Raw genomic sequence first — 20517 nt, forward strand, 5'->3', positions numbered from 1 at the left:
CCCGCTCGCGCGGAGAGCACAACGCGGGCTTGATCCCCACGATCCACAGCCACGGCTCACCTCCGCTCCCGCGGAGAGCACCCCGTGGGCCTCGTCGACCAGCGCCGCGAGTTCGGCTCACCTCCGCCTCCGCGGAGAAGACGGCTGTCTGACCTGTACGCCGTCAGGCTCGGTCGGTTCACCTCCGCCTTCGCGGAGAGGACACGGCATTGCCGTACTGGCGGACCCGCTCCCGCGGTTCACCTCCGCTCGCGCGGAGAGGACGCCGCTATCCGCTCGTACGGTGTTCCGGACTCCGGTTCACCTCCGCTCGCGCGGAGAGGTCCTCGGTGTCGTCTTCGTGCTGCTGCTGGTCGTCGGTTCACCTCCGCCCGCGCGGAGTGGACCGTACTGCGCTAACACCCCCGCCCCGCATCCGCGGTTCACCTCCGCCTTCGCGGAGAAGCCCGGCCCCTCTGCTGCTGGATCGGTTTGCCGACCGGTTCACCTCCGCCTTCGCGGAGAAGCCGTCGAGCCGCTGCAGCCACGGGGCGTTGCCGGAGGTTCACCTCCGCCTTCGCGGAGAAGCCTCCGCGACCTGACCCTCCAGCAGGGAATCGACCGGTTCACCTCCGCCTTCGCGGAGAAGCCCTACCGCGCAGGGAGGCCGACCGCCTGATCACCGGTTCACCTCCGCCTTCGCGGAGAAGCCCGCCGGGCGCCTCGGGCGGGGATTCCTGTGCCAGGTTCACCTCCGCCTTCGCGGAGAAGCCGCCGTGCACGTGCCGCAGGCGGCCGCCGTGCTCGGTTCACCTCCGCCTTCGCGGAGAAGCCGAGGTAGGCGCGGCGCTCGTCGGCCGGGCCGTCGGTTCACCTCCGCCTTCGCGGAGAAGCCCCTTCGCGACCTGCGGCGTTAGGAACGCTTTGCCAATTCGTGTTCAAGGATCGCCGGTCATGCACCCACCTGAATCTACCGGGGTAGCACGGCCTCTCGCAGGCACTGACCGGCCCACGACCACTCACTCCGCCTGTGCGGAGAGGACGCAATCGCCCGGTGCAGCAGCTCGCCAGTGTGCGGCTCACCTCCGCCTGCGCGGAGAGGACCTCCGAAAGGGCACAGACATGTTCACTGGCGCAGGTTCACCTCCGCCTGCGCGGAGACCACTGGCACCGCGAACGGCGGCCGGTGGCCCGCCCCGGCTCACCTCCGCCTGCGCGGAGACCACGTCCACATAGACGCTCAGAGGCCGGCGCCCGTCGGCTCACCTCCGCCTGCGCGGAGACCACCTTCGCCACCTGCGGTGTTAGGAGCGCTTTGCCAATTCGTGATTCAAGGAACGCCGGTCATGCACCCGCCTGAACCTACCGGGGCCGCACGGCCTCCCGCAGGCACTAACCGGCCCACGACCGCTCACCTCCGCCTGCGCGGAGGCAGCTGATCGACCACGCCCGCGGTCTTCTCACTCAGCGGTTCACCTCCGAACTTCCCCGCCGGCGCAGGTGGCAGACCTCCTGCCGACCATTGGTCACGCTGATCGCGACCATCCCCGTGGGTGTGTCTGGCTGCTCCGCGGCCGGCGCATTTGTGGACGACCACACCCATCGCGCACCGGCGCCTGAGACGCTGCCCGCGTCCTGCCCGGCGGGCCGCTCGAACCTGCCAACTTGAGTACTTGTACTGATACGACGTGGCCAAATGGCGGTGTTTGATGCCCCCATGGACGACATCACCCAAGCGCAAGCACCTGCAGCCTTACCGGATCGTAGAGTCCGGCGCGTCGCGGGCTGGTTATTGGCGCTGCTGGTGCCGACGCTGATTGTGGTTACCCTCGGCACACTGTCGCTACCGGGCCCCACACGGTGCCTCTTCTACGGCGGATGCCACGGGGGAGAGGCAGCGCCGTGGACTGCCTGCTTCTTCCTGATTTCGGCGGTCGCCGGTATCGCCACTCTTTCCTGGCCCAAGGGCTCCCCACGCAGGTGGGTTTGCCCCCTACTGGTAAAAGTGCAGGTGGGGGCCCTGGTGATCATGGCAGTCTCCGCATTCGCCATGATGGGAGGCTTCGGCTGACGGACCGACACCACAGCCCACACCAAGGACTCAGCCACACCAAGCCAGGCGACAACCGCTCTGCCGCGCAACCCCGGAGGACACGACCACCAACTACCAAGTCGCGGCGGTCCCGTACATAGCCACAACTTGCCTGACTTGCCTCAAGTGTTCGTGCGGCGTTGAGCTGCAGGACCAGTAGACCACCCTCGATAGCCAGCGCGGTCCTGTCCCGGATACATCCGGCCTGGCATGGCTTCTCACGAGCAGTCGTTTGCCGCAACACCCCACATTCAGCGCATATGAACAGCTAACCTGTCGGCACGAACGCGGTTGGGGGGCGGCAGTGGCAGGGGTAGAAATCTTGGCGGCGGTTGCAGCTCAGGCTGCGAGTGTGGCGGCCCGGGATGCCTGGAGGAGACTTCAGGCCACGAAGCAGGCCCAGGCAGCAACTCCCGTGCCAGAAGCCGATACGAAGGCAGGTCCGGAGAGAGCAGGAGAGGACTCCGGGCAGACAGTTCCCCTCCCGCTTCCGGTGGAAGTGCCGACGGCACGGCAGGACCCACTCTCTGACGTCCTGGAGACGTACTACAACAAGGTAGGTCGAAGAGCTGACGTCAGCTTCTTCGCAGCGATCATTGCCGCAATTCTGGGTTACGTGATCATCGCTGCCGGGATCGCGGTCGGCGTCTATCGCTCGGACGACATGGCGTTGGCTGTCGTCATGACCGCCGCCGGCGCCTTTTCGCAGGTGCTGTCGTTCTTCTTCTTCCGGAATCGGGCGGAAGAGAGACGCATGATGCTCCGAGTACTGGCCGACTTGCGTGACGACGCAGAGAAGAGTGTCCGAGCGGCACGGTCACTGGCGCTCATCGAGCAGGTACAGCAGCCGCTCCTCCGGGACAACTTGACGGCGGCCGTTGCTCTGGAGCTGAGCGGCGCTTCTGCGGACCTGAAGGATATTCAGACTGCATGAACCTCTTCAGCGACGGAAGCGCCCCCGACTCCCCGCACTGAGGAACAGCAGCAGATTGACAGCCCCCAGGTTCATGGGCGCCTAGGCACTGTCCGGCGGATCATGCTTCGGGGTCGAGGGGCCGGAGGTCGTAGAGGTAGGAGCGGTCGTTCTTGAAGCTGCGCCAGACGGTGGCCGGGGGTTCGGGTTCGTCAGCGTGGCTGTTGAGTGGATGGGCGGTGACGAGGCCGTCAGTGATCTCGCAGTGCCAGCCGTCGGTGGGCGACCAGACACACCACACGTTCCCGTCCGTTCGGCGGTAGGCGGGGCGGCCGTTGTGCTCGCCGTCGCATTCGAAGTGGTAGCGGAGCCCGTCGATGTGGCGCACGAAGGTGAAGGATGAAATTGCCGTCATGCCTTCGGCACTGTATGGGACGAACCCTGCTGGCGGCTGAGGAGTTCTGGGCGTAACCAGGCGCGGGGCGCATCTCACGGGCGGAGCCAGAGCCGGATTGCGACGACTGTAACGGTGCCGTGGAAGACGTAGGCCCTCTTGTCGTAGCGGGTGGCGACGGCTCGGGAGTTCTTGAGCTGGTTGATCGCCCGCTCGACTTCGTTGCGACGCTTGTAGATCTCGCTGTCGAAGCCGGTGGGCCGGCCGCCCTTGCTTCCGCGTCTTGTGCGGTTGGCCCGCTGGTCCTTCAGTTCGGGGATGGTGTGCTTGATCTGGCGTCTTCGCAGGTAGCGGCGGTTGCGGCGTGAGCTGTATGCCTTGTCGCCGCCGAGATGGTCCGGCCGGGTGCGCGCCGTCCGCCCTGCGGTCGGGGAACGGCGATGCGTTCGAGGGCCTCGATCATCTGAGGCGCGTCGCCCCACTGGCCGGGCGTGACCAGGAAGGCCATGGGTCGGCATCCCCCTCACCGGCGAGGTGGATCTTGCAGGTCAGACCGCCCCGGGTCCGTCCGAGCCCTTCGTCGGGGCGGTGGTGCCGGGGCGTTCTCCTTTTTTCGGGATGCGTGGCTTCTTCTTTCGGGCCCCGGTCGCGTGCTGATGAGCACGGCAGGACGTCGAATCGACGCTGGCCATGCTCCAGTCGATCCGGCCCGCGAGGTCGGCGTCCGCCTGGACGGCACGCAGAATTTGGTCCCACGTGCCGTCCGCCGACCAATGCCGGTGCCGCTCGTAGACGGTCTTCCAGCTGCCAAAACGCTCCGGAAGGTCCCGCCACGGTATGCCCGTTCGCACCCGGAACAAGATCCCGTTGATCACCCTGCGGTGGTCGCTCCACCGGCCGCCACGCTGTCCCGACGCCGGCAAGTGCGGCTCCAACCGGCCCCACTCGGCATTCGTCAGATCACCCCGCCCCATGCCGGGAACAACGAGCCAGCAGTCCGACAGGCACATGATCTGCCGGACAGTGCCTAGTGACCTGAGTCAGAGATTCGGTGGCAGTAGGCCGCGACTTTGTCGAGGATCTCGTCGGCGGTCTTGGTCCAGATGAATGGTCTGGGGTGGTTGTTCCAGTCGGCGAGCCAGGCCCGGATGTCGCGTTCGAGGGCTTGGACGGAGCGGTGGACTCCTCGCTTGAGCTTCTTCTGTGTGAGTTCGGCGAACCACCGCTCCACGAGATTCAGCCACGACGCGCTGGTCGGCGTGAAGTGCAGGTGGAACCGCGGATGGGCCAGCAGCCACCGCTTGATGTCGGGCGTCTTGTGGGTCGCGTAGTTGTCCAGGATCAGGTGGACCTCTAGACCCTCGGGAACCTCACGATGGAGCTTGGTCAGGAACTTCTTGAACTCCGCTGCCCGGTGGCGGCGGTGCAGGGAGCCGATGACCTTGCCGGTGGCGACTTCGAGGGCGGCGAAGAGAGTGGTCGTGCCGGCCCGGACGTAGTCGTGGCTGCGGCGTTCGGGAACACCGGGCATCATCGGCAGGACCGGCTGGGACCGGTCCAGGGCCTGGATCTGCGACTTCTCGTCCACGCAGAGAACCAGGGCCTTCTCGGGCGGATCGAGGTAGAGCCCGACGACGTCGCGGACCTTGTCGATGAACAGCGGATCGGTGGACAGCTTGAACGTCTCAGAGCGGTGCGGTGCCAGCGCGAAGGCCCGCCAGATCCGCGAGACCGTCGACTGCGACATCCCCGTCGCCGCCGCCATCGACCTGGTCGACCAGTGGGTCGCGTTCTTCGGTGTCTCCTCAAGCGTCTTGACGATCACACGCTCGACATCGGCGTCGGTGACACTCCGCGGGACGCCCGGACGCGGGTCGTCACCCAGGCCGTCCACACCCCGCTCGAGGAAACGACGCCGCCAGGTGCGGACCGTGTCCGGAGCGATCCCCAGCCGACGGGACACCTCCATGATCGAGTGCCCATCGGCGCACTCCAGCACGATCCGCGACCGCTGGGCCAGAGCCTGAGCCGTCGTCCGACGACGCACCCACCCCTCAAGCACAGCCCGTTGGGCATCGATCACCGACAACGGCGGAATCTTCGGACCCGGACGACTCATACCCAACCAACGACGAATCTCCGACTCAGGTCACTAGGTGTACTCGGTCATGACTTTGGTGACAGTCCGCTGATCGGGGGCTGGCGGTGGTGACGGGGACGGCTTCGCAGAGAGGACGCGAAGCGGGGCCGGCGGGTGAGCCTCGTCGAGGGTTTACCTCCGCCTTCGCGGAGAAGCCGCTCGCCCCAGACCTTCGCCCCCTACCGGTAGCGGTTCACCTCCGCCTGCGCGGAGACCACCGGTAGTGGAAGACGCAGAGGTAGTACCCCCCGGCTCACCTCCGCTCGCGCGGAGAGGACAGAACTTCATAGGTGGCGGACACGGCCCACTCCGGTTCACCTCCGCTCGCGGGGAGAGGACCCCGCCGGGGAACAGACCGCTGTAGGTGGGCTCGGTTCACCTCCGCCTGCGCGGAGAAGCCCCATGAAGGTGACGTTGGAACTCGCGGACAACCGGTTCATCTCCGCCTGCGCGGAGAACCTCACGCACCAGCACGCCGGTCTCGACCAGCCGCGGTTCACCTCCGCTCCCGCGGAGAACACGTGAGCCATTCCGTGTCGTAGCCCGAGGCAGCCAGCTCACCTCCGCCTGAGCAGAGGTGAACCGCCGTCGTGATCCGCCAGTTCTACGACTCGGTGGTCTTTCTCCGCGGGTGCGGGGAGCACGCGGCGAGCTTCTCACCGATGTCGTTGCTGGTTGGGCCTGCTGAGCCCAGCCGCCGCTTACACAAAGGAGCCCCACGCCAACTGTGCGGACCTCGTCCCCACCACCGTCGGCGGCGACGAACACGGAGCCTTCGTGGACAGCGATCCTCCGATTAGCCCTGGGGGCGAGCCGCGCTACGTAGTCAGCTTCCTCACTGCTCGGTGGCGCGGTCACTGATCTTCTTAAACTGTGCCTGGTAGATGGCTGTGGTCATGAGCGGGTGGCTCCGCCATTCGGCATCGATCTCCGACGCGAGGAGGTAGCCGGTCCGCCGGCGGGGGTCAGCGTGCAGATTCTCGCGCTTCACCTTGCGGTGGCGTCCGTCTGCCAGGTCGGTCATCTGCACGTAGGGGGCGTTGTGCTGGTAGGAGTCGATGCGGTACCGGTGGCCGGACCTGTCGCAGGCGACATACTCCTGGCCGGGCTCAATGCTCATGGTCGTGCTCCTCACTGCTCGGCGGTGCTGTTGACGACTTCGTCAGCGGCGGCTTGAGGCAGCTGTGCGTACATGGCCGCCGTGGTGACGGTGAGTTCAGGATTCTGGTGGTGTCTGGTGGCTCCGGGGGCGCCCCGGGGCCAAAGCTGGCAAGACGCTTCCGGCGCAGGGGAGGTCAGGTCCCCCGGGTCAGGGCGGCTTGATCCGCCTCGCGGCACGGACGGCACCGAAGACGACTGCCGAACCCCCGGGACGGTTGCACCGCAGAGAGACTCGCCCAGGCTTTCTCGCCGAACTACCTCCTGGCAACGCGCGGGACGGAACAGGCGCTGAGCGTCCCGTTCCGGCAGAGCGCCCGCTTGCCCACCTTAGAGATCGCCCACTCCCACATGCCATTCGCCGCTGAGCAGCAGCTAGAGGGTGAGCCTGATCTGCTGGCATGGACGGGGCGCCCCTCCGCCTGCGCAGAGAGCAGGAGGTAAAGGCCATCCCCGCATCCGCGGCCATGCGGGGCCGTCCCCGCTCGCGCGGAGACCACCGTCAGCCTCCTCACTGTGAGGGGGCTGGCCCACGGTTCACCTCCGCTCGCGCGGAGAGGACACGGGCACGGGCACGGGAGCATCTTCATCCCGCGGCTCACCTCCGCCTTCGCGGAGAGCACCCGGTCCAGGTATCCGCCCGGACCGGTGGAAGCGGCTCACCTCCGCCTTCGCGGAGAGCACGCGCCGAGCCGGTTCATGGCCGCCTGGATGGCCGGCTCACCTCCGCCTTCGCGGAGAGCACCGCACGCTGCTGGTGGGGAGGCGGCCGTGACCCGGCTCACCTCCGCCTTCGCGGAGAGCACCCTTCGCCACCTGCGGCGTTAGAGGCAGTTTGCGTTTTGTTGACTCAAGGAGCGGGGGTTGTGCACGTGCGTGAATCTACCGCTGTGGATCGCTGTGTGGGGGCGTTGTCAGTGGCTGCTGGTATGCCTGTTGGTGTCGCAGCGTCGTGATGGGGGTGGGCTATGTCGGAGCTGGCGGTCGATGAGCGGTTGTGGGGTAAGGAGCGGGGGCTACCCCGCCGGTATCCGTTGATCTGTCATCTTCTGGACACTGCGGCTGTTGCCGGTGTGCTGTGGGACCGGGTTCTGACGGATGCCGCGCGAGCGCGTCTGGCTGGTGCGTTGGGGTTGAGCGAGGAGCAGGTTCGGCGCCTGGTGAGTGTGTGGGCCGGCTTGCATGACGTCGGAAAGATCATTCCGGCATTTCAGGTCATGGCGCGGGAGGCCTATGCCGACCTCGTGAGCGACGTCGGGTACACGCATGCGGCGGGAGCCGAGAAGCAGAGGTTCGACCACGACAAGGCCACGCAGTGGGCGCTGAGTTCGTTGTTCGAAGGGTGGGGCTATCCGGGGTCGCGGCCGGTTCGGCGGTCTGCTCATCATCAGGTGGCGCAGTTGCTCGGTGGGCACCACGGTTGTGTGCATCGTGCTCTGCAAAGCCGTGAAGGTTACGTGCCGGAGCTCGGGGGGCCTGGCTGGGAGGCTCAGCGGGTGGCACATGCGGAGGCGGTGCGCCGGCTGGTGGGTGCCGGCCCGGAGGATGTGGTGCGAGGGCCGTTGCCGGCGCAGGTTGCGGTGGTGGTGCTGGGGCTCGTGGTGGTGGCGGACTGGCTGGCGAGCCAGGAGGCGGTGATCACGCCGCGGATTCCGGTTGAAGGTTGGGTTGCGGATGATGCGGGGCTTGCGGCGCATTGGTCGAAGGCCGTGGCTGTGGCCGGCGGGTGGGTGGCCGAGGCGGGGCTGGGGGTGGCTGAGTGGCCTGCGAAGGCCTTCGATGAGCAGTTCTCGTTCGCGGGCGCCAACGCGTTGCAGGAGTCGGTTGCTGAGGGGTTGCCGGGGCTTGTGGAGGGCCCGGGGTTGTTATTGGTGACGGCGCCTACGGGGGAGGGGAAGACGGAGGCGGCGTTGCACGCGGCGTCGGTGATGGGTCGGGCCTCGGGGGCTTCGGGGTTGTTTTTTGCGTTGCCGACGATGGCGACGGCGGATGCGATGCATGGCCGGGTGGCGGAGTTCGCGGAGCTGAATGTCGCGGGTGATCGTGCGTTGACGTTGCTGCACAGCATGGCGTGGCTGAGTGAGGCGTATGCGGAGCGTGGGGGCGGGGAGGGTGCGGGGGATTTGGTGAGTGATGTGGGGTCGGCGTTGGCCGCGGGGCGGTGGTTGCGGGGGGCTAAGCGGGGGCTGTTGGCTCCGTTGGCGACGGGGACGATTGATCAGGCGTTGGCCGGTGTGTTGCCGGTTCACTACAACGTGCTGCGGTTGCTGGGGTTGTCGAACAAGGTCCTGGTGGTGGATGAGGCGCATGCCTACGGGCCGTGGATGCACAGTCTTTTGGTGCGGTTGCTGGAGTGGCTGGGGGCGTGTGGTGCTCCGGTGGTGTTGTTGTCTGCGACGTTGTCGGGGCGTTCGGCGTCGTCGTTGGTGGACGCGTATCGGCGGGGCTGTGGTTTCGGTGAGCCGTCTGAGGTGGCGCCGGTGTATCCGGGGTGGCTGTATGTCAGTGGGCGCAGTGGGGAGGTCTCCGCGCCGTGTGCGGTGAGCAGTGGGCGTGCCCGGGATATCGAGGTGCGGGCGGTTTCGGTGTCGAGGGACGCGCCGGCGGGTTCTGAGGCTGGTCGTGGGGCGGCGGTGGTGGGGGAGTTGCGGCCGTTGGTGGAGCGGGGTGGGTGTGCGCTGGTGTGCTGTACCACGGTCGCCGAGGCGCAGGAGACGTATCGGCTGTTGAGGCGGGAGTTTCCGCAGTTGGCGGCGGCTGAGGATGGGTTGTTGCTGTTGCATTCGCGGTTTCCGGCTGCGCGGCGGTTGGAGATCACGGAGGTGTGTGAGCGGGCGTTCGGAAAGCCTGGGGTGGAGCGGCGTCGGCGGCCGCCGGTGTCGGTGCTGGTGGCGACGCAGGTGGTGGAGCAGTCGCTGGATTTGGACTTCGACGTCGTGATCAGTGATCTCGCTCCGCTGGCTCAGTTGTTGCAGCGGGCAGGGCGGTGTATGCGGCATGACCGGTCGGGGCTGGCGCCCGAGGACGGTGGCCGGGCGGGCTGGGTGGGGGTGACTCCTCGGCTGACGGTGCTGGAGCCGGTGGATGCGCAGGGGAAGGTGCGGGCGCCGGAGCGGTGGGGTGCGGTGTATCCGGAGGCGTTGCTGAGGCGCACGAGTGGTCTGCTGCGCCAGCGTGAGGGGGAGCCGATCGCGGTGCCGGGGGATGTGCAAGGGCTTGTTGATGCCGTGTATGCGGAGGACTTCTGTGACCGGCTGGAGGATTCCGCTGAGCGTGATCTGCAGGAGCGGCTGGATGCCGAGCATCTGGGTGCGGTGATGGCGGAGGAGGCGTTGGCGGCTTCGACGATGGTCAATCCTCCGATGAAGATGGTCGATCTCGCGGAGTTGAGCCGGGAGGGTGCGCTGCTTGATGAGGCGCTGCTGACGACGCGTCTGGGGGCGGATTCGGAGCGGGCGGTGTGTGTGTTTGTTCAGGACGGGGGTGCTGTGACGCTTGATCCTGAGGGGGCCTGGCCGGTTCCGGGTTGGGGGCGTGGCGGGCGGGTTTCGGTGGCGCAGGCGCGTGAGGTGATGCGGCAGACGGTGCCGGTGCCCGGGGGGTGGGTGCGGGGGCGGGGTGTGGCGCAGGAGGTGCCGGTGTCGTGGGGGCGGCTGGCTGCGCTGAGGGAGTTGTGCGTGTTGCCGATGCGTCGGTCCGGGGGCGGTGCGTGGGCGTGCATGGTCGGAGAGCGGTCAATTTCGTTCACTTCTGAGGGTCTTCAGGTATCTCGGTAGCGCTAGACACCTCCGTCAGTCTTCTATTCAGATTGTCCACTCGGTGCGCCCGGGAGTACCGAGTGGACGCCGAGGCCCGGCCCGACGGCCTTGACCGCCTACCCCCGCTCTCGCGGGGAGTCGACCTGCGGTGGCGTCGCGACGCCTCCATCACGCGGGTCACCCCCGTTTTCCACGGGGATCTGGTCCGAAGCTTACTGAAGCTCTCAGCAGAGAGGTGTCATGTCCACAGACCTCTATGATCTGCTCACGGAGCGGGCCTTTCCCGTCCGGTGGGTGGATTCGGTGCCCGCGGGCGACCGGCCGGAGGCCGTTTCGCTGCGTGAGTTGTTTCTGCGAGCGCATGAGATCAGTGCGCTCGCGGTGTCGCTGCCGCCGGCGTTGTCGGGGCTGTACCGGGTGCTGTACGCGCTGACAGCCCGGATCACGGAACTGGACATCGCGGACGACTGGCACGAGGAGCGATTCGATGTCCTGGACGCGGGCGCTTTCGCAGCCGAGCGCGTCGATGCCTACTTCGCGGCTTTCCCTGATCGCTTCCGGCTCTATCACCCGGTGCACCCCTTCCTGCAGGATTCTCGGCTGACGTCGCAGTGCGACAAGAGCGCCGGGATCAACAAGCTCGTCACGACCCGGCCCTCCGGCTCGAACCACGCGTGGTTCGAGCACACCGCGGATGCCCGCCCGGTGGCTCTCGCCTCGGCGCAGGCGCTGGAGCATCTGCTGGTGTGGCGGTACTACGGGCCCTCCGGGCGCTGCTCCGCCCGGTCCGTCGGCGGTACGAAGGAAGCGAACTGCGTGGCGGGTCCACTGCGCACGGCGCTGTCGTACCACCCGCTGGGTGACACATTGTTCGAGACGCTGCTGGCCGGCCTGCCAGAGCCCGACCGCGCCCGCCGCTACGTCCGTGAGGGCGACCCCTGTCCGTGGGAGCGCAGCGAGCCGACGGACCCGCTGACACTCAAGGGGGTGGTGACCGGCCCGATGTCGAAGCTGGTGGGCCACAACCAGCACGCCCTTCTGCTGGTCCCCGACGCCCTGGGCGCTCACGCGGTGGATGCGTACATCACCTGGGCATACCGCGAGCGCATCGCCCGCACCGACGACTTCCTGATCTGGCAGACGAGCCAGGCCGGCAACCGCTATGCCCGCTACGCGGACTGCCGGCGCGGTCTGTGGCGGGACCTGGACGCGCTGCTGCTGAGCGATCCGCCCGGCGTGGAAAGCCGCCGGCCAGAAGCGTTCCCCACCGCCGTCGATCTGTTCGAACAGGGCACATTTCGGATTCAGGCCCTGGGTATCGACCAGGAGGGCCAGGCAAAAGACACCCAGGTCGTCTCCTCGACCACGCCGCCGGTGCTGCATCTGATGGAGGAACGCGACAAGGAACGGGCCCGGATGGTCGGGCAGTTGCGGCTGGTAGGGGAGCGCTACGGACAGCGTCTGGAACGCGCGGCCAAGCAGGCCTGGGCTCAGTTCGCCAACACCAAGGTCCAGGACTGCGCATGGTCGGCGGCCGCGGCGGCCCGGTACTGGCCCGAGGCGGAGACGGAGTTCTGGAAGCGCCTGGACGAAGGCCGCTTCGACGGCGCAGCCCGCGCCTTTCGTGCCCGGGCGGAGCGCATCTACGACCACATCACCGAAGCGGCCGCCGGCACGGCGCGCGGCGCGCGGGCCCGGGAGTCCGCGCGCATCGAGCTGTACGGCGGGCGTGGGAAGAAGAAAGCCGCCGGCGCCCAGCGCCCGTCCGTGGGAGAGGACCGATGACCACTCCAACCACCTCCGGTGAACGGCAGCAGCCTGGAAACGACGAGCCGCCGGGGACTGCCGGCGCCTCCTCGTGGCTGGTCGAAGCCCGGCAATTCGTCGCCGCGGTCACCCGCGTGGCGGCCAAGGATGCCGGTGCGCGGGCAGCGCTGCGCAGTGGCGTTGGCAAGGGCCTGGACGACGTGCCGCGGATGCACCGCATCGTGGCTCCGCTCTTGCCCGGCGCCGTGCTGCGGGACACCGAGGGGCAACGCGCGTTCTACACCGTCGCTGCGCTGATCGCCGCATATCACCGGCACGGTGCCCTCGGCCCCGACGAGCAGCCCGGCCAGGGGGAGAACGACTCGGCCCGCCCGGCCGCGGCTGCCGTAGACGCAGACCCCGCAGCCGAACCCGGGATTCCCGAGCAGCGGGCGGCCCGGCGGGCGCAGGCCGAGCGGCAGCGTAGCGAGCGGTTCGGGGACAGCCTGGGGCAGTCCTACGCGGCCGCGGTGGCCCGGGGTGGCCGGCAAGGCATCCGTGAGAGCGCCGCCGAGACACGCCTGAACCTGCTGTGCAAACAGAGCACCTCCGGACTGCACCGTCATCTTCCCTCTGCCGTACGTCAGTTGTGCGACCGCAGCACAGCACCGGACTGGGCTCGGCTCCTGGTCGACCTGCGCACCTGGCCGCAGCAGCGCAGGCGCGTGGCTCGCTGGTGGTTGCAGGACTACTACCGCGCCCGCCAAGCAGCCGACCTCGCCGGAGCCCTGACGGCCGACGACGCCTCAACACCGGCCGGCCCCGCTTCCTGACCACCCGACCTGGCCTCGCGCTACCGACACCCCGCAAGGAGACAGACATGTCCAGCATCGCTTCGCAGCCCGCCCTCGCCGGCCGATTCATCGACTTCCACGTGTTGCAGAGCGTGCCCTACGCCAACCTCAACAGGGACGACACCAACTCCGTCAAAACGGTCCAATACGGCGACCGGGAACGTACCCGGGTCAGCAGCCAGTGCTGGAAGCGAGCCGTGCGCCGCTACTTCCAGCGCAGCATCGGTGAGAAGGCGTTGCGCACCCGCAGGATCGGTGAAGCGGTCGAAGCCGCGTTGCGCGACGAGCGCGGCTGGCCGGCGGACCTTGCCCGGCGGGCGGGACAGCACATCGCCACGGGCAGCAGCATCAAGGCCGATCCGCCCTCGGAGGAAGAGCCGGCCTGGAGCACCAACGCCATGGTCTACGTGCCCGCGTCCGCGGTCACGGAACTCGCCGACCTCGCCGAGACCCACCGGGTCGACCTCGAGGGTGCGAAGGACATGAAGAAGGGCGTCAAGAGTGTCCTGGCACAGGCCGACATCGACGCGGTGCTGCGCCGCCGCAACGGGATCATCAACCTGTTCGGCCGCATGCTGGCAGAGGTCGACGGTGCCGGCGTCGACGGCGCCGTGCAGCTCGCACACGCCCTGACCACCCACGGCACGGACGTGGAAGTCGACTACTTCGCTGCCGTGGACGACATCACAGAAGCCTGGCGGGACACAACCGGCAGCGCCCACATGGGCAGCGGCGAGTTCAGCGCCGGGGTGTTCTACCGCTACGCCACGCTCGACCTGGCGGACCTGCTGCGCAACATCGGCGGTGACGTAGAGGCTGCCCGCACCCTGGCAACCTCGTTCGGTGAGGCGTTTGTGCTGTCGCTGCCCGAGGCGAAGAAGACCTCCACCGCGCCGCACACCATCCCGGACCTGGTGCACATCAGCGTTCGCGCCGACCGTCCGCTGTCGTATGCCGCGGCCTTCGAAAGGCCCGTCAGCGCCGATCGCGCCGGCGGATTCGCCCAGCCCTCACGGCATGCGCTGGCCCACTACGCGCAGGCAGCCGGCCGGCTGCTGGGACCGCGCGGTCTGATCCAGGCGGGCTGGGCCAGCTTGGAGGACAAGGACCTGGCAGGGCTCGGGGCCCGGATCGACTCGTTCGACGAACTGATCACCGGCTCCGTCACCGCCGCCCTGACCGAGGCCACAGCGTGAACGCCCCCGGCACCGCGGCACCCGGACTCCTCCTGCATCTGGCCGGCCCCCTGCAGTCGTGGGGCACCCGCAGCCACTACAACGAACGGGACACCGCCCCGCACCCCACCCGCTCCGGCATCATCGGCCTGCTCGGCGCCTGCCTGGGACGCACCCGCGACGAAAGCATCGAGGACCTAACCCGCTTGTCGCTGACCACCCGCACGGACCGGCCCGGCGTCCTGCTGCGGGACCTCCACACCGTCGGCGGTGGGCTGCCCGCGAAAGCGACCGTCACCACCGCGGAAGGAAAGAAACGGCCCCCCTCACAAGGCACCCTGCTCTCCCACCGCTCCTACCTCGCCGACGCCGCCTTCACCGTCTGCCTCACCGGAGACCTCGACACGCTACGCACCTGCGAGCAAGCGCTGCGCACCCCGCGCTGGCCGCCCTACCTCGGACGGCGCTCATGCCCGCCGGCAGGCCCCCTCCTGCTCGGGCTCCTGCCCGACCCTCTGCATCACCTCGTGCACCTGCCACTGGCCCGGTCACGACCCCGCGGCGACGCCCGTGTCGACTTCCACTCCGACAGCCCACTCGACCAACTGCCCACACCCCGGCCACCCGAGGAACACACGCCAAACCCAGAGCAGCAGGGCGCGGTTGCCGTGAGCGAACTCAACGACGACCCGCACGGCGGCCGAGCCTTCCGGGCACGTGCCCTCTACCGGCGCACCCTGCCCCAGCCCGCCGACCAATGCGCGGGCCTGGGCACCGACTACCTCACGGCACTGACCCGCTACCTCGACGCCCTGCCCAGTGAAGGAGCTGCACAATGACGGCTCTGTGGCTCACCCGCATCCAGCCCGACCTCCGCCACCGCGACGCACGCCGCGACCTGTCCAACGCCGTCGCCCTGCACCACCGCATCATGACGCTCTTCCCCGACGACCTCGGCGCCCAGGCCCGCCGCCAGGCCGGCGCGCTCTTCCGCGCCGAAGACACCGGCCTGAACCCCGTCCTACTCCTACAAAGCCGCCTACGCCCCGACCTCGACAAGCTCCCCCCGGGCTACGCGAGCGCAGCCACCAAAGACCTGACCCCCATGCTCGACGCGCTGCGCCCCGGCCTGAGCATCCGATACCGCATCACCGCCAGCGCCGTACGCAAACCCGGCCACACCACCCGCGCCACCACCGGCGCCCCCGCCGTCATACCGCTGACCGGAGCCGACGCAGACCACTGGTGGCAACGCCAGGCCGAAGAAAACAGCGGACTGCACCTGAGCAGCGCCCACTCAACCCCCCTCGACACCGCCCGCGGCCAACGAGCCCACGACAAACGCCTCATCACCCACGCCCGCACCAGATTCGACGGCACCGCACACATCAAAGACACAGACCTGCTGCGCCAACGCATTCTCGACGGCATCGGCCGCGGCAAGGCCTACGGCTGCGGTCTGCTCACCCTCGCCCCCGCACGGCAAGTCCCGTGAACGCCCACAGCGCCGCCCGCCGAAAACTCGCTGCCCCCACCATGGCGATGCTGCCCCGCACAGCCGACTCCCTCTCGTTCCTCTACCTCGACATCGTCCGCGTCCAGCAAGACGACACCGGTGTCTGCGCGGTGGTCACCACCGAACAGCGCGGAGCCGAAGTGGTCTACCTGCCCACCGCGGCCCTCAGTTGCGTTCTACTCGGCCCTGGCACCAGCATCACTGCCCGCGCGATGGCCACCCTGGCACGTCACGGGACCACCGTCGTCACCACCGGCGCCGGCGGCGTCCGCACCTACAGCGCCGCCACCCCCGGTTCCCTAAACACCCGATGGCTCGAGAGACAGGCACGTGCCTGGGCGGACGACGACGAACGCCTCGCTGTGGCCCGGCGTATGTACGAGCACCGCTTCGGCTCCGGCACCGTGCCCCGGGAAACCTCCCTGGAACGCCTGCGTGGTCTGGAGGGACAGCGGATGAAAGCCCTGTACAAACTCCTGTCCCAGCAACACCGCATCGGCCGGTTCAAACGCGTCTACGACCCTTTGTCCTGGGACCAGCAAGACCCCGTCAACCTCGCTCTGTCCGCCGCCAACACATGTCTCTACGGCATCGTCCACGCGGCGATCACCTCAATGGGCTGTTCACCAGGACTCGGCTTCGTACACAGCGGAAAACAGCAGTCATTCGTCTACGACATCGCAGACCTCTACAAAGCAGAACTCACCATCCCGCTCGCCTTCACCCTCCACGACACACCCCGCCCGGAGCAGGCGGCCCGCCGCCGCTTCCGCGAGGGCCTACGCCTGTTCCGGCTGATGCCCCGCATCGTTTCCGACATCCAGCGGCTCCTTGAACCCGACTCCTCCGCGCCAGAGCCAGAGGACATGGAGGACGAAGTGGTGGACCTGTGGGACCCGGTATCGGGAGCCGTGCCCGGCGGCGTCAACTACGCCGGCGCGCTCGAAGAACCCGGCGCGGCAGGACGGTGACCCGTGCCATCGATGATCGCCCTGTCCGTCACAGCCGTCCCCGACCATTTGCGAGGCGCACTGACACGTTGGCTACTGGAAGTCACACCTGAGCTCTACGTCGGAACGGTGTCAGCAAAGGTCAGAGACGAACTCTGGGCAGCCGTGACCGACTGCGCAGGGGACGGTCTCTCGGTGATGGTCTATCCGACCGACAACGAACAAGGCTTCAGCATGCGGATCTATGGACACCGCCGCCGACAACTACGTGACTTCGACGGGCTCACGCTGGTCGCCTTCAACTCGCCGCCCACAACGGGAATGCCAGATCACGGAATCGCAAAGCCGCTCTGAACATGCAGGTCGCAAAGGGTGTTCTCCGCGAGAGCGGAGGTGAGCCGTCGTTTTGCTGTTCCTTCGCCAGGCGGCAATTGTGTTCTCCGCGAGAGCGGAGGTGAGCCAGCGGGCCGGAGCCAGCGAGGCCCTCGCCCAGTTGTGTTCTCCGCGAGAGCGGAGGTGAGCCGCGGCGCAACGCTGACGCTGCCGCCGCCCGACAGTGTTCTCCGCGAGAGCGGAGGTGAGCCGGTGCTCGTGCCGCTGCGCACCAAGCTCAACCGGTGTTCTCCGCGAGAGCGGAGGTGAGCCGGACTGCGAGGTGTGTGCCGAGATCGTCCAGGACAAGGCCACTGCCCGACGGCGTGCCCAGCGCATCGAGCAGGGCCTGTGCCCCGACCACAGCACCCGTCCAAGCCTGGCTGGACGCTGCGCCGACTGCGTGCTGGACGACGCGATCCGCAACCCGGGCCCGGTCCCAGGGCCGCGTGAGCCGGAGGGTCCGCCGCGCGGGTCCTGCGGGGACTGCGGCGCCCGGATCATCGTCGTCAGCCGCGCCCTCGAGGACGGCCTGTGCAAGCTCTGCCGCGAGGAAGCCGCTGCACTGGGCGCCGCCGTCGTGTCCACGCCCACCGCCGCACCGGCCGGGCAGGAGAGCTGCTCAGGCCAGGACGGAACCGTGCCGTGCGGCCGCAAGCCCCTGCCGTCCCGCAGCGTCTGTGGTGTCCACCGCGTCCAGGAGCTGGCCGGGGAGGTGGCGTGATGACCGAGAACCTGCAGCTCAGTGGCGTCGAGGGACAGGGACCCCGGTTCACGGCGGCCCGGCCCTGTAGGGCCCCACGCCCGGAGACGGCGCAAGCCCCCGCGGCGAGCGGCGAGTGCGTACTACCAATAACGCCTGGAGTCGGTGTGCGGCAGGGCCCCGGCCGAAGCCGCCGGGGACGGTGGGATCACTCGTTCAGCATCGCCTCGAACCGGATGCGCACGACTCTGCCCGCCCTGAGCGACACCTGGTGAGCGAAGTCGTCCTTCCAGGTGCGCTGACCGAACCACGGCATCGTGTCGAATACGTCATATGCCTGTGTGTCTGGGCACAGGAGGATGGCCGCAACGGCGGTCTCGGTCTGGCCTTCATTCACAAAGACCAGCTCGGTACGGGCGATGGCTTCCCGGACGACCGGGGGGAGGCTCAGGGGGTGATCGCCGTACTGGTCGCCCAGCTCGGCCCACAGGTCGGTGAGGGCCTGCTCCACGGGATCGGGCCGACGGGGATGGTCGGCTTGTTCCGCGGCCTCCCACAGGCGGCGCACTGTGCGGTCGATGCTGTCCAGCTCGGTGCCCGACATGCCGCCGCGTGCCCGATAAGCCAGCTGCAGGGCAACGCGCACCGCGGGGTCCTGTCTGGTGCGCTGGCCGTTGAAGACCTTCGTGACGGTGGTGGGAGACAGGAGTAAGTCGGTTGCGAGGGCCCGGGCACTGAGCTGGCCGGGTACGCGGGCGTCGAGGTCATGGATGTAGCGGGTCAGGTCTCGGCGGGGCCCGGGGGGTAGATCGGGCATCCGGCGGCGAGTCATGGTCGGTTGCTCCAGGGCGTGTTGGGCGCGGGCGGCGAGGGCGCTGCGCAGGCGGGTGCGGGCAGCGCGGGCAGCCCACAGCACGGCAGCGACCAGAACGCCCGCGAAGACGTTCAGCGCGAGGTCGGTCACGGGTACACGCTGGCGCCGGCCGGGTGCCGAATGGACGGAAGTGGACAGGCGGTTGGTCGGAGTGTGGGAGCCCCGGGCCGCTCAGCGCATCACGTTGATCGGCGGCAGGGTGTCCGGCAGCGCTGCGCCACTGATGCACGACAGTTCGTCCATGACGGGCAGCAGGTCCGCGAGTCGGCCGGCCGGGTCCTCCTGCCAGCCGTCGACAACGTCTTGGAGCGCGGCCGCGGGCTCGGGATGCTGCTGTGCGAGAACCGGACCGTGCTCCGACAGCTGACGAAGTGCGTCGTCGACGTCCCTCTCGGCACCCGCAACGGTGGGGATCGCACCGTACGTCTGCGCGGCCGCCAAGGCGTGAAGGGCTACGTACAGGTGCCAGGCGGCGGTCTGCGTGTCAGTCATCTGCCTATAGTCCTCGCCTGCGGCGCAGAGGCCACCGCTGCCGGGGAAGCGCCGGAGGCTCCAGGGCCGGGCGCAGCGCTTCGTGGAACTGCTTAAGGGCCCGGGTGATCCGGCCCTCGTCCGCGTAGGTCTCGCAGACCGCCATGAACACCTCGTCCGCGGCCGCCGCGAGTCCCGGCTCCTGGCGCTTCATCAGCGGCGCGATCGCCGTCCCCAGTCGGCCAAGGGGGCTGCCAGCGCCGCCGCCGATGCTGCGCTGCGTTCATCCCACCGACCGATCACAGTGTGCACGGCCTGGCTGGCCGCCATCGCGGCCGGAATCCCCCGCTGCGGGGACCCGTGGTAGGCCGCGCTTCCCCCGACCAGCGCCCGGATGATGAGTGTCCCCTTCGCGCTCCATCCGGCATACAGATGGTCATGGGTGTTGCCCGCGACCTTCACCGCCAACACCGCCGCTACGAACTCGTCGGCCTGCGCTTCGAGCGCGGCCCGATCCGCAGCGGCTTCCTTGCGGGCCTCCGTCCGTGGGGTGCGTCGGTCGTTCTCCCACGCTCCGAGGAACAGGAGCACCACGGCGCCGACCGCGCCGGGCAGTGCGTCGAGAAGTGCATTCATGTGCACCGGGACACCGCCACCGGCCTGCGAGGTTCCAGCCGGTGGCACTCGTGCATGCGTTCAATTGCCGTCCTGGTCGACATCCGACCACCGGGCGGGCCACCGGCTGGTGGTGGAGGAAAGCCGGCGGCCGGTGGCCTCTCCACCAGGCCGGGCCGGGGGAGGCCCACCGCGCGTACCGAAGCGTCGCCGGAAGTAGACGGTGCAGGGAGAGCGGAGCCTCCGGGCGGGTGGAGCTGGCGGCCGGCGGTGCACGGGTACCCGGGGTACCCGGTGTGATCATCGATCTCCCGCGGGAGACGGCTGGCCCCTCGTGCACCACAAACGAGGGCCAGGTCCTTGCCGACCAGATGCAGGACGTACCGCTGGTCGACCGCATGTGGTTCAGCAAGCAGTGCGGCGCCTTCACCTGTGGTTGCGATCAGGACTCGCTGGCGGGCGATCCTGCGATTCCAGGGCCATGACCTCCTCGGCCTCACCCCAAAACGACGCGTCGTGCGCGTCCCCAAGAAGCTCTACCGACTGACCTGTTGAGACCGGCGCAGACAGGGTTCCGCGGCCTGGCCTCCCTCGCCTGGGAGAAGAGACGCGACACCGTACCCTCGCCGACCAGGGCGGCCGGGTCCGTCACACTCTCGCTCACCACGCAGGCCAGCGCGGGTTGGACCTGCTAGGTCTAACAGGGCCAACCCGGCTCCCGTGCCCGCTGCAGTTGACCGGGCACGCCCGCGCGGTGGTTACCGATATCCAGCGGTGCATAGCCCGCTCGCCCCTCCGCCCTGCGGG

20 protein-coding genes, 1 pseudogene and 3 CRISPR repeat arrays (1 of these 24 cut by a window edge) are annotated in these 20517 nt (G+C 68.5%); of the genes and pseudogenes, 13 read left to right on the forward strand and 8 right to left on the reverse strand.

Annotated elements, in window-relative coordinates; genetic code table 11:
- Positions 1-870: direct repeats of the CRISPR family, unit length 28 nt; unit sequence GGTTCACCTCCGCCTTCGCGGAGAAGCC (it extends 9 nt beyond the left edge of the window).
- Between the two features lie 826 nt (positions 871-1696).
- Positions 1697-2050 carry a hypothetical protein gene (locus ACGFN2_RS27165; RefSeq protein WP_393364887.1) on the forward strand — a complete coding sequence of 118 codons (354 nt, stop codon included), beginning with the start codon at positions 1697-1699 and terminating at the stop codon, positions 2048-2050.
- A 373-nt stretch (positions 2051-2423) separates the two neighbouring features.
- The gene (locus tag ACGFN2_RS27170) at positions 2424-3005 is read left to right on the forward strand and encodes a hypothetical protein (RefSeq protein WP_393364890.1); all 582 of its coding nucleotides are present in this window, start codon (positions 2424-2426) and stop codon (positions 3003-3005) included.
- 100 nt (positions 3006-3105) lie between these two features.
- On the opposite strand, the gene ACGFN2_RS27175 is transcribed toward ACGFN2_RS27170, so the two are convergent.
- The 3 genes and pseudogenes from ACGFN2_RS27175 to ACGFN2_RS27185 all read right to left on the reverse strand — a co-directional run bounded on the left by ACGFN2_RS27175 (position 3106) and on the right by ACGFN2_RS27185 (position 5497).
- Entirely contained in the window at positions 3106-3399 is a 294-nt protein-coding gene (locus ACGFN2_RS27175) for a hypothetical protein (RefSeq protein ID WP_393364892.1), read from the reverse strand.
- A 74-nt stretch (positions 3400-3473) separates the two neighbouring features.
- Positions 3474-4352, reverse strand: a pseudogene (locus ACGFN2_RS27180) (IS5 family transposase).
- A 53-nt stretch (positions 4353-4405) separates the two neighbouring features.
- Complete coding sequence (locus ACGFN2_RS27185; RefSeq protein ID WP_393364895.1) at positions 4406-5497, reverse strand: IS630 family transposase; 1092 nt, start codon at positions 5495-5497, stop codon at positions 4406-4408.
- Positions 5498-5920: 423 nt separating this feature from the next.
- On the opposite strand from ACGFN2_RS27185, the gene ACGFN2_RS27190 reads away from it, so the two are divergent.
- On the forward strand, positions 5921-6043 hold the full coding sequence (locus ACGFN2_RS27190) for a hypothetical protein (protein WP_393364898.1): 123 nt from the start codon (positions 5921-5923) through the stop codon (positions 6041-6043).
- Between the two features lie 310 nt (positions 6044-6353).
- On the opposite strand, the gene ACGFN2_RS27195 is transcribed toward ACGFN2_RS27190, so the two are convergent.
- Positions 6354-6638: a hypothetical protein gene (locus tag ACGFN2_RS27195; RefSeq protein ID WP_393364901.1), complete on the reverse strand. Its 285-nt coding sequence runs from the start codon at positions 6636-6638 to the stop codon at positions 6354-6356.
- A 509-nt stretch (positions 6639-7147) separates the two neighbouring features.
- Positions 7148-7483: direct repeats of the CRISPR family, unit length 29 nt; unit sequence CGGCTCACCTCCGCCTTCGCGGAGAGCAC.
- Between the two features lie 161 nt (positions 7484-7644).
- On the opposite strand from ACGFN2_RS27195, the gene cas3 reads away from it, so the two are divergent.
- From cas3 to ACGFN2_RS27240, 9 genes are all read left to right on the forward strand, one after another.
- Complete coding sequence (cas3, locus tag ACGFN2_RS27200) at positions 7645-10452, forward strand: CRISPR-associated helicase Cas3' (RefSeq protein ID WP_393364904.1); 2808 nt, start codon at positions 7645-7647, stop codon at positions 10450-10452.
- Between the two features lie 222 nt (positions 10453-10674).
- Positions 10675-12219 (forward strand): type I-E CRISPR-associated protein Cse1/CasA, encoded by a 1545-nt coding sequence (gene casA / locus ACGFN2_RS27205; protein ID WP_393364907.1) that lies wholly within the window; start codon positions 10675-10677, stop codon positions 12217-12219.
- Positions 12216-13013 (forward strand): type I-E CRISPR-associated protein Cse2/CasB, encoded by a 798-nt coding sequence (casB, locus tag ACGFN2_RS27210; RefSeq protein ID WP_393364910.1) that lies wholly within the window; start codon positions 12216-12218, stop codon positions 13011-13013. Before casA ends, casB begins: the two co-directional genes overlap by 4 nt.
- 47 nt (positions 13014-13060) lie before the next feature.
- Positions 13061-14230 (forward strand): type I-E CRISPR-associated protein Cas7/Cse4/CasC, encoded by a 1170-nt coding sequence (cas7e, locus tag ACGFN2_RS27215; protein WP_393364913.1) that lies wholly within the window; start codon positions 13061-13063, stop codon positions 14228-14230.
- Complete coding sequence (gene cas5e, locus ACGFN2_RS27220) at positions 14227-15048, forward strand: type I-E CRISPR-associated protein Cas5/CasD (protein WP_393364916.1); 822 nt, start codon at positions 14227-14229, stop codon at positions 15046-15048. Before cas7e ends, cas5e begins: the two co-directional genes overlap by 4 nt.
- Positions 15045-15704, forward strand: coding sequence for a type I-E CRISPR-associated protein Cas6/Cse3/CasE (gene cas6e / locus ACGFN2_RS27225; protein ID WP_393364919.1), 660 nt, complete (start codon positions 15045-15047; stop codon positions 15702-15704). Before cas5e ends, cas6e begins: the two co-directional genes overlap by 4 nt.
- Before the next feature lie 47 nt (positions 15705-15751).
- Complete coding sequence (cas1e, locus tag ACGFN2_RS27230; protein ID WP_393365091.1) at positions 15752-16696, forward strand: type I-E CRISPR-associated endonuclease Cas1e; 945 nt, start codon at positions 15752-15754, stop codon at positions 16694-16696.
- A gap of 3 nt (positions 16697-16699) precedes the next feature.
- Positions 16700-17029, forward strand: a complete 330-nt coding sequence (gene cas2e / locus ACGFN2_RS27235; protein WP_393364922.1) for a type I-E CRISPR-associated endoribonuclease Cas2e — start codon at positions 16700-16702, stop codon at positions 17027-17029.
- An 18-nt stretch (positions 17030-17047) separates the two neighbouring features.
- Positions 17048-17321: direct repeats of the CRISPR family, unit length 28 nt; unit sequence GTGTTCTCCGCGAGAGCGGAGGTGAGCC.
- 9 nt (positions 17322-17330) lie between these two features.
- Positions 17331-17771, forward strand: a complete 441-nt coding sequence (locus ACGFN2_RS27240; protein ID WP_393364925.1) for a hypothetical protein — start codon at positions 17331-17333, stop codon at positions 17769-17771.
- 187 nt (positions 17772-17958) lie between these two features.
- Here the strand turns inward: ACGFN2_RS27240 and ACGFN2_RS27245 are convergent, their stop codons facing one another.
- The 4 genes from ACGFN2_RS27245 to ACGFN2_RS27260 form a co-directional block, all read right to left on the reverse strand.
- The gene (locus ACGFN2_RS27245) at positions 17959-18714 is read right to left on the reverse strand and encodes a hypothetical protein (RefSeq protein ID WP_393364928.1); all 756 of its coding nucleotides are present in this window, start codon (positions 18712-18714) and stop codon (positions 17959-17961) included.
- A gap of 81 nt (positions 18715-18795) precedes the next feature.
- Positions 18796-19116 (reverse strand): hypothetical protein, encoded by a 321-nt coding sequence (locus ACGFN2_RS27250; protein WP_393364931.1) that lies wholly within the window; start codon positions 19114-19116, stop codon positions 18796-18798.
- Positions 19117-19120: 4 nt separating this feature from the next.
- The gene (locus tag ACGFN2_RS27255; protein ID WP_393364934.1) at positions 19121-19309 is read right to left on the reverse strand and encodes a hypothetical protein; all 189 of its coding nucleotides are present in this window, start codon (positions 19307-19309) and stop codon (positions 19121-19123) included.
- Positions 19309-19731, reverse strand: coding sequence for a hypothetical protein (locus tag ACGFN2_RS27260; protein ID WP_393364937.1), 423 nt, complete (start codon positions 19729-19731; stop codon positions 19309-19311). Before ACGFN2_RS27260 ends, ACGFN2_RS27255 begins: the two co-directional genes overlap by 1 nt.
- 275 nt (positions 19732-20006) lie before the next feature.
- Between ACGFN2_RS27260 and ACGFN2_RS27265 the strand changes: the two genes are divergently transcribed.
- Entirely contained in the window at positions 20007-20195 is a 189-nt protein-coding gene (locus tag ACGFN2_RS27265) for a hypothetical protein (protein ID WP_393364940.1), read from the forward strand.
- The last annotated feature ends 322 nt before the right edge of the window (positions 20196-20517 follow it).

This window comes from Streptomyces sp. NPDC048612 (assembly GCF_043199295.1).
In the GTDB taxonomy this organism is placed as follows: domain Bacteria; phylum Actinomycetota; class Actinomycetes; order Streptomycetales; family Streptomycetaceae; genus Streptomyces.

Coding starts and splice junctions, on each gene's coding strand:
- ACGFN2_RS27165 (WP_393364887.1), top strand. CDS start 1,697: ATGGACGACATCACCCAAGCGCAAGCACCTGCAGCCTTACCGGATCGT.
- ACGFN2_RS27175 (WP_393364892.1), bottom strand. CDS start 3,399: ATGACGGCAATTTCATCCTTCACCTTCGTGCGCCACATCGACGGGCTC.
- ACGFN2_RS27185 (WP_393364895.1), bottom strand. CDS start 5,497: ATGAGTCGTCCGGGTCCGAAGATTCCGCCGTTGTCGGTGATCGATGCC.
- ACGFN2_RS27190 (WP_393364898.1), top strand. CDS start 5,921: ATGAAGGTGACGTTGGAACTCGCGGACAACCGGTTCATCTCCGCCTGC.
- ACGFN2_RS27195 (WP_393364901.1), bottom strand. CDS start 6,638: ATGAGCATTGAGCCCGGCCAGGAGTATGTCGCCTGCGACAGGTCCGGC.
- cas3 (WP_393364904.1), top strand. CDS start 7,645: ATGTCGGAGCTGGCGGTCGATGAGCGGTTGTGGGGTAAGGAGCGGGGG.
- casA (WP_393364907.1), top strand. CDS start 10,675: ATGTCCACAGACCTCTATGATCTGCTCACGGAGCGGGCCTTTCCCGTC.
- casB (WP_393364910.1), top strand. CDS start 12,216: ATGACCACTCCAACCACCTCCGGTGAACGGCAGCAGCCTGGAAACGAC.
- cas7e (WP_393364913.1), top strand. CDS start 13,061: ATGTCCAGCATCGCTTCGCAGCCCGCCCTCGCCGGCCGATTCATCGAC.
- cas6e (WP_393364919.1), top strand. CDS start 15,045: ATGACGGCTCTGTGGCTCACCCGCATCCAGCCCGACCTCCGCCACCGC.
- cas1e (WP_393365091.1), top strand. CDS start 15,752: ATGCTGCCCCGCACAGCCGACTCCCTCTCGTTCCTCTACCTCGACATC.
- ACGFN2_RS27250 (WP_393364931.1), bottom strand. CDS start 19,116: ATGACTGACACGCAGACCGCCGCCTGGCACCTGTACGTAGCCCTTCAC.
- ACGFN2_RS27255 (WP_393364934.1), bottom strand. CDS start 19,309: ATGAAGCGCCAGGAGCCGGGACTCGCGGCGGCCGCGGACGAGGTGTTC.
- ACGFN2_RS27260 (WP_393364937.1), bottom strand. CDS start 19,731: ATGAATGCACTTCTCGACGCACTGCCCGGCGCGGTCGGCGCCGTGGTG.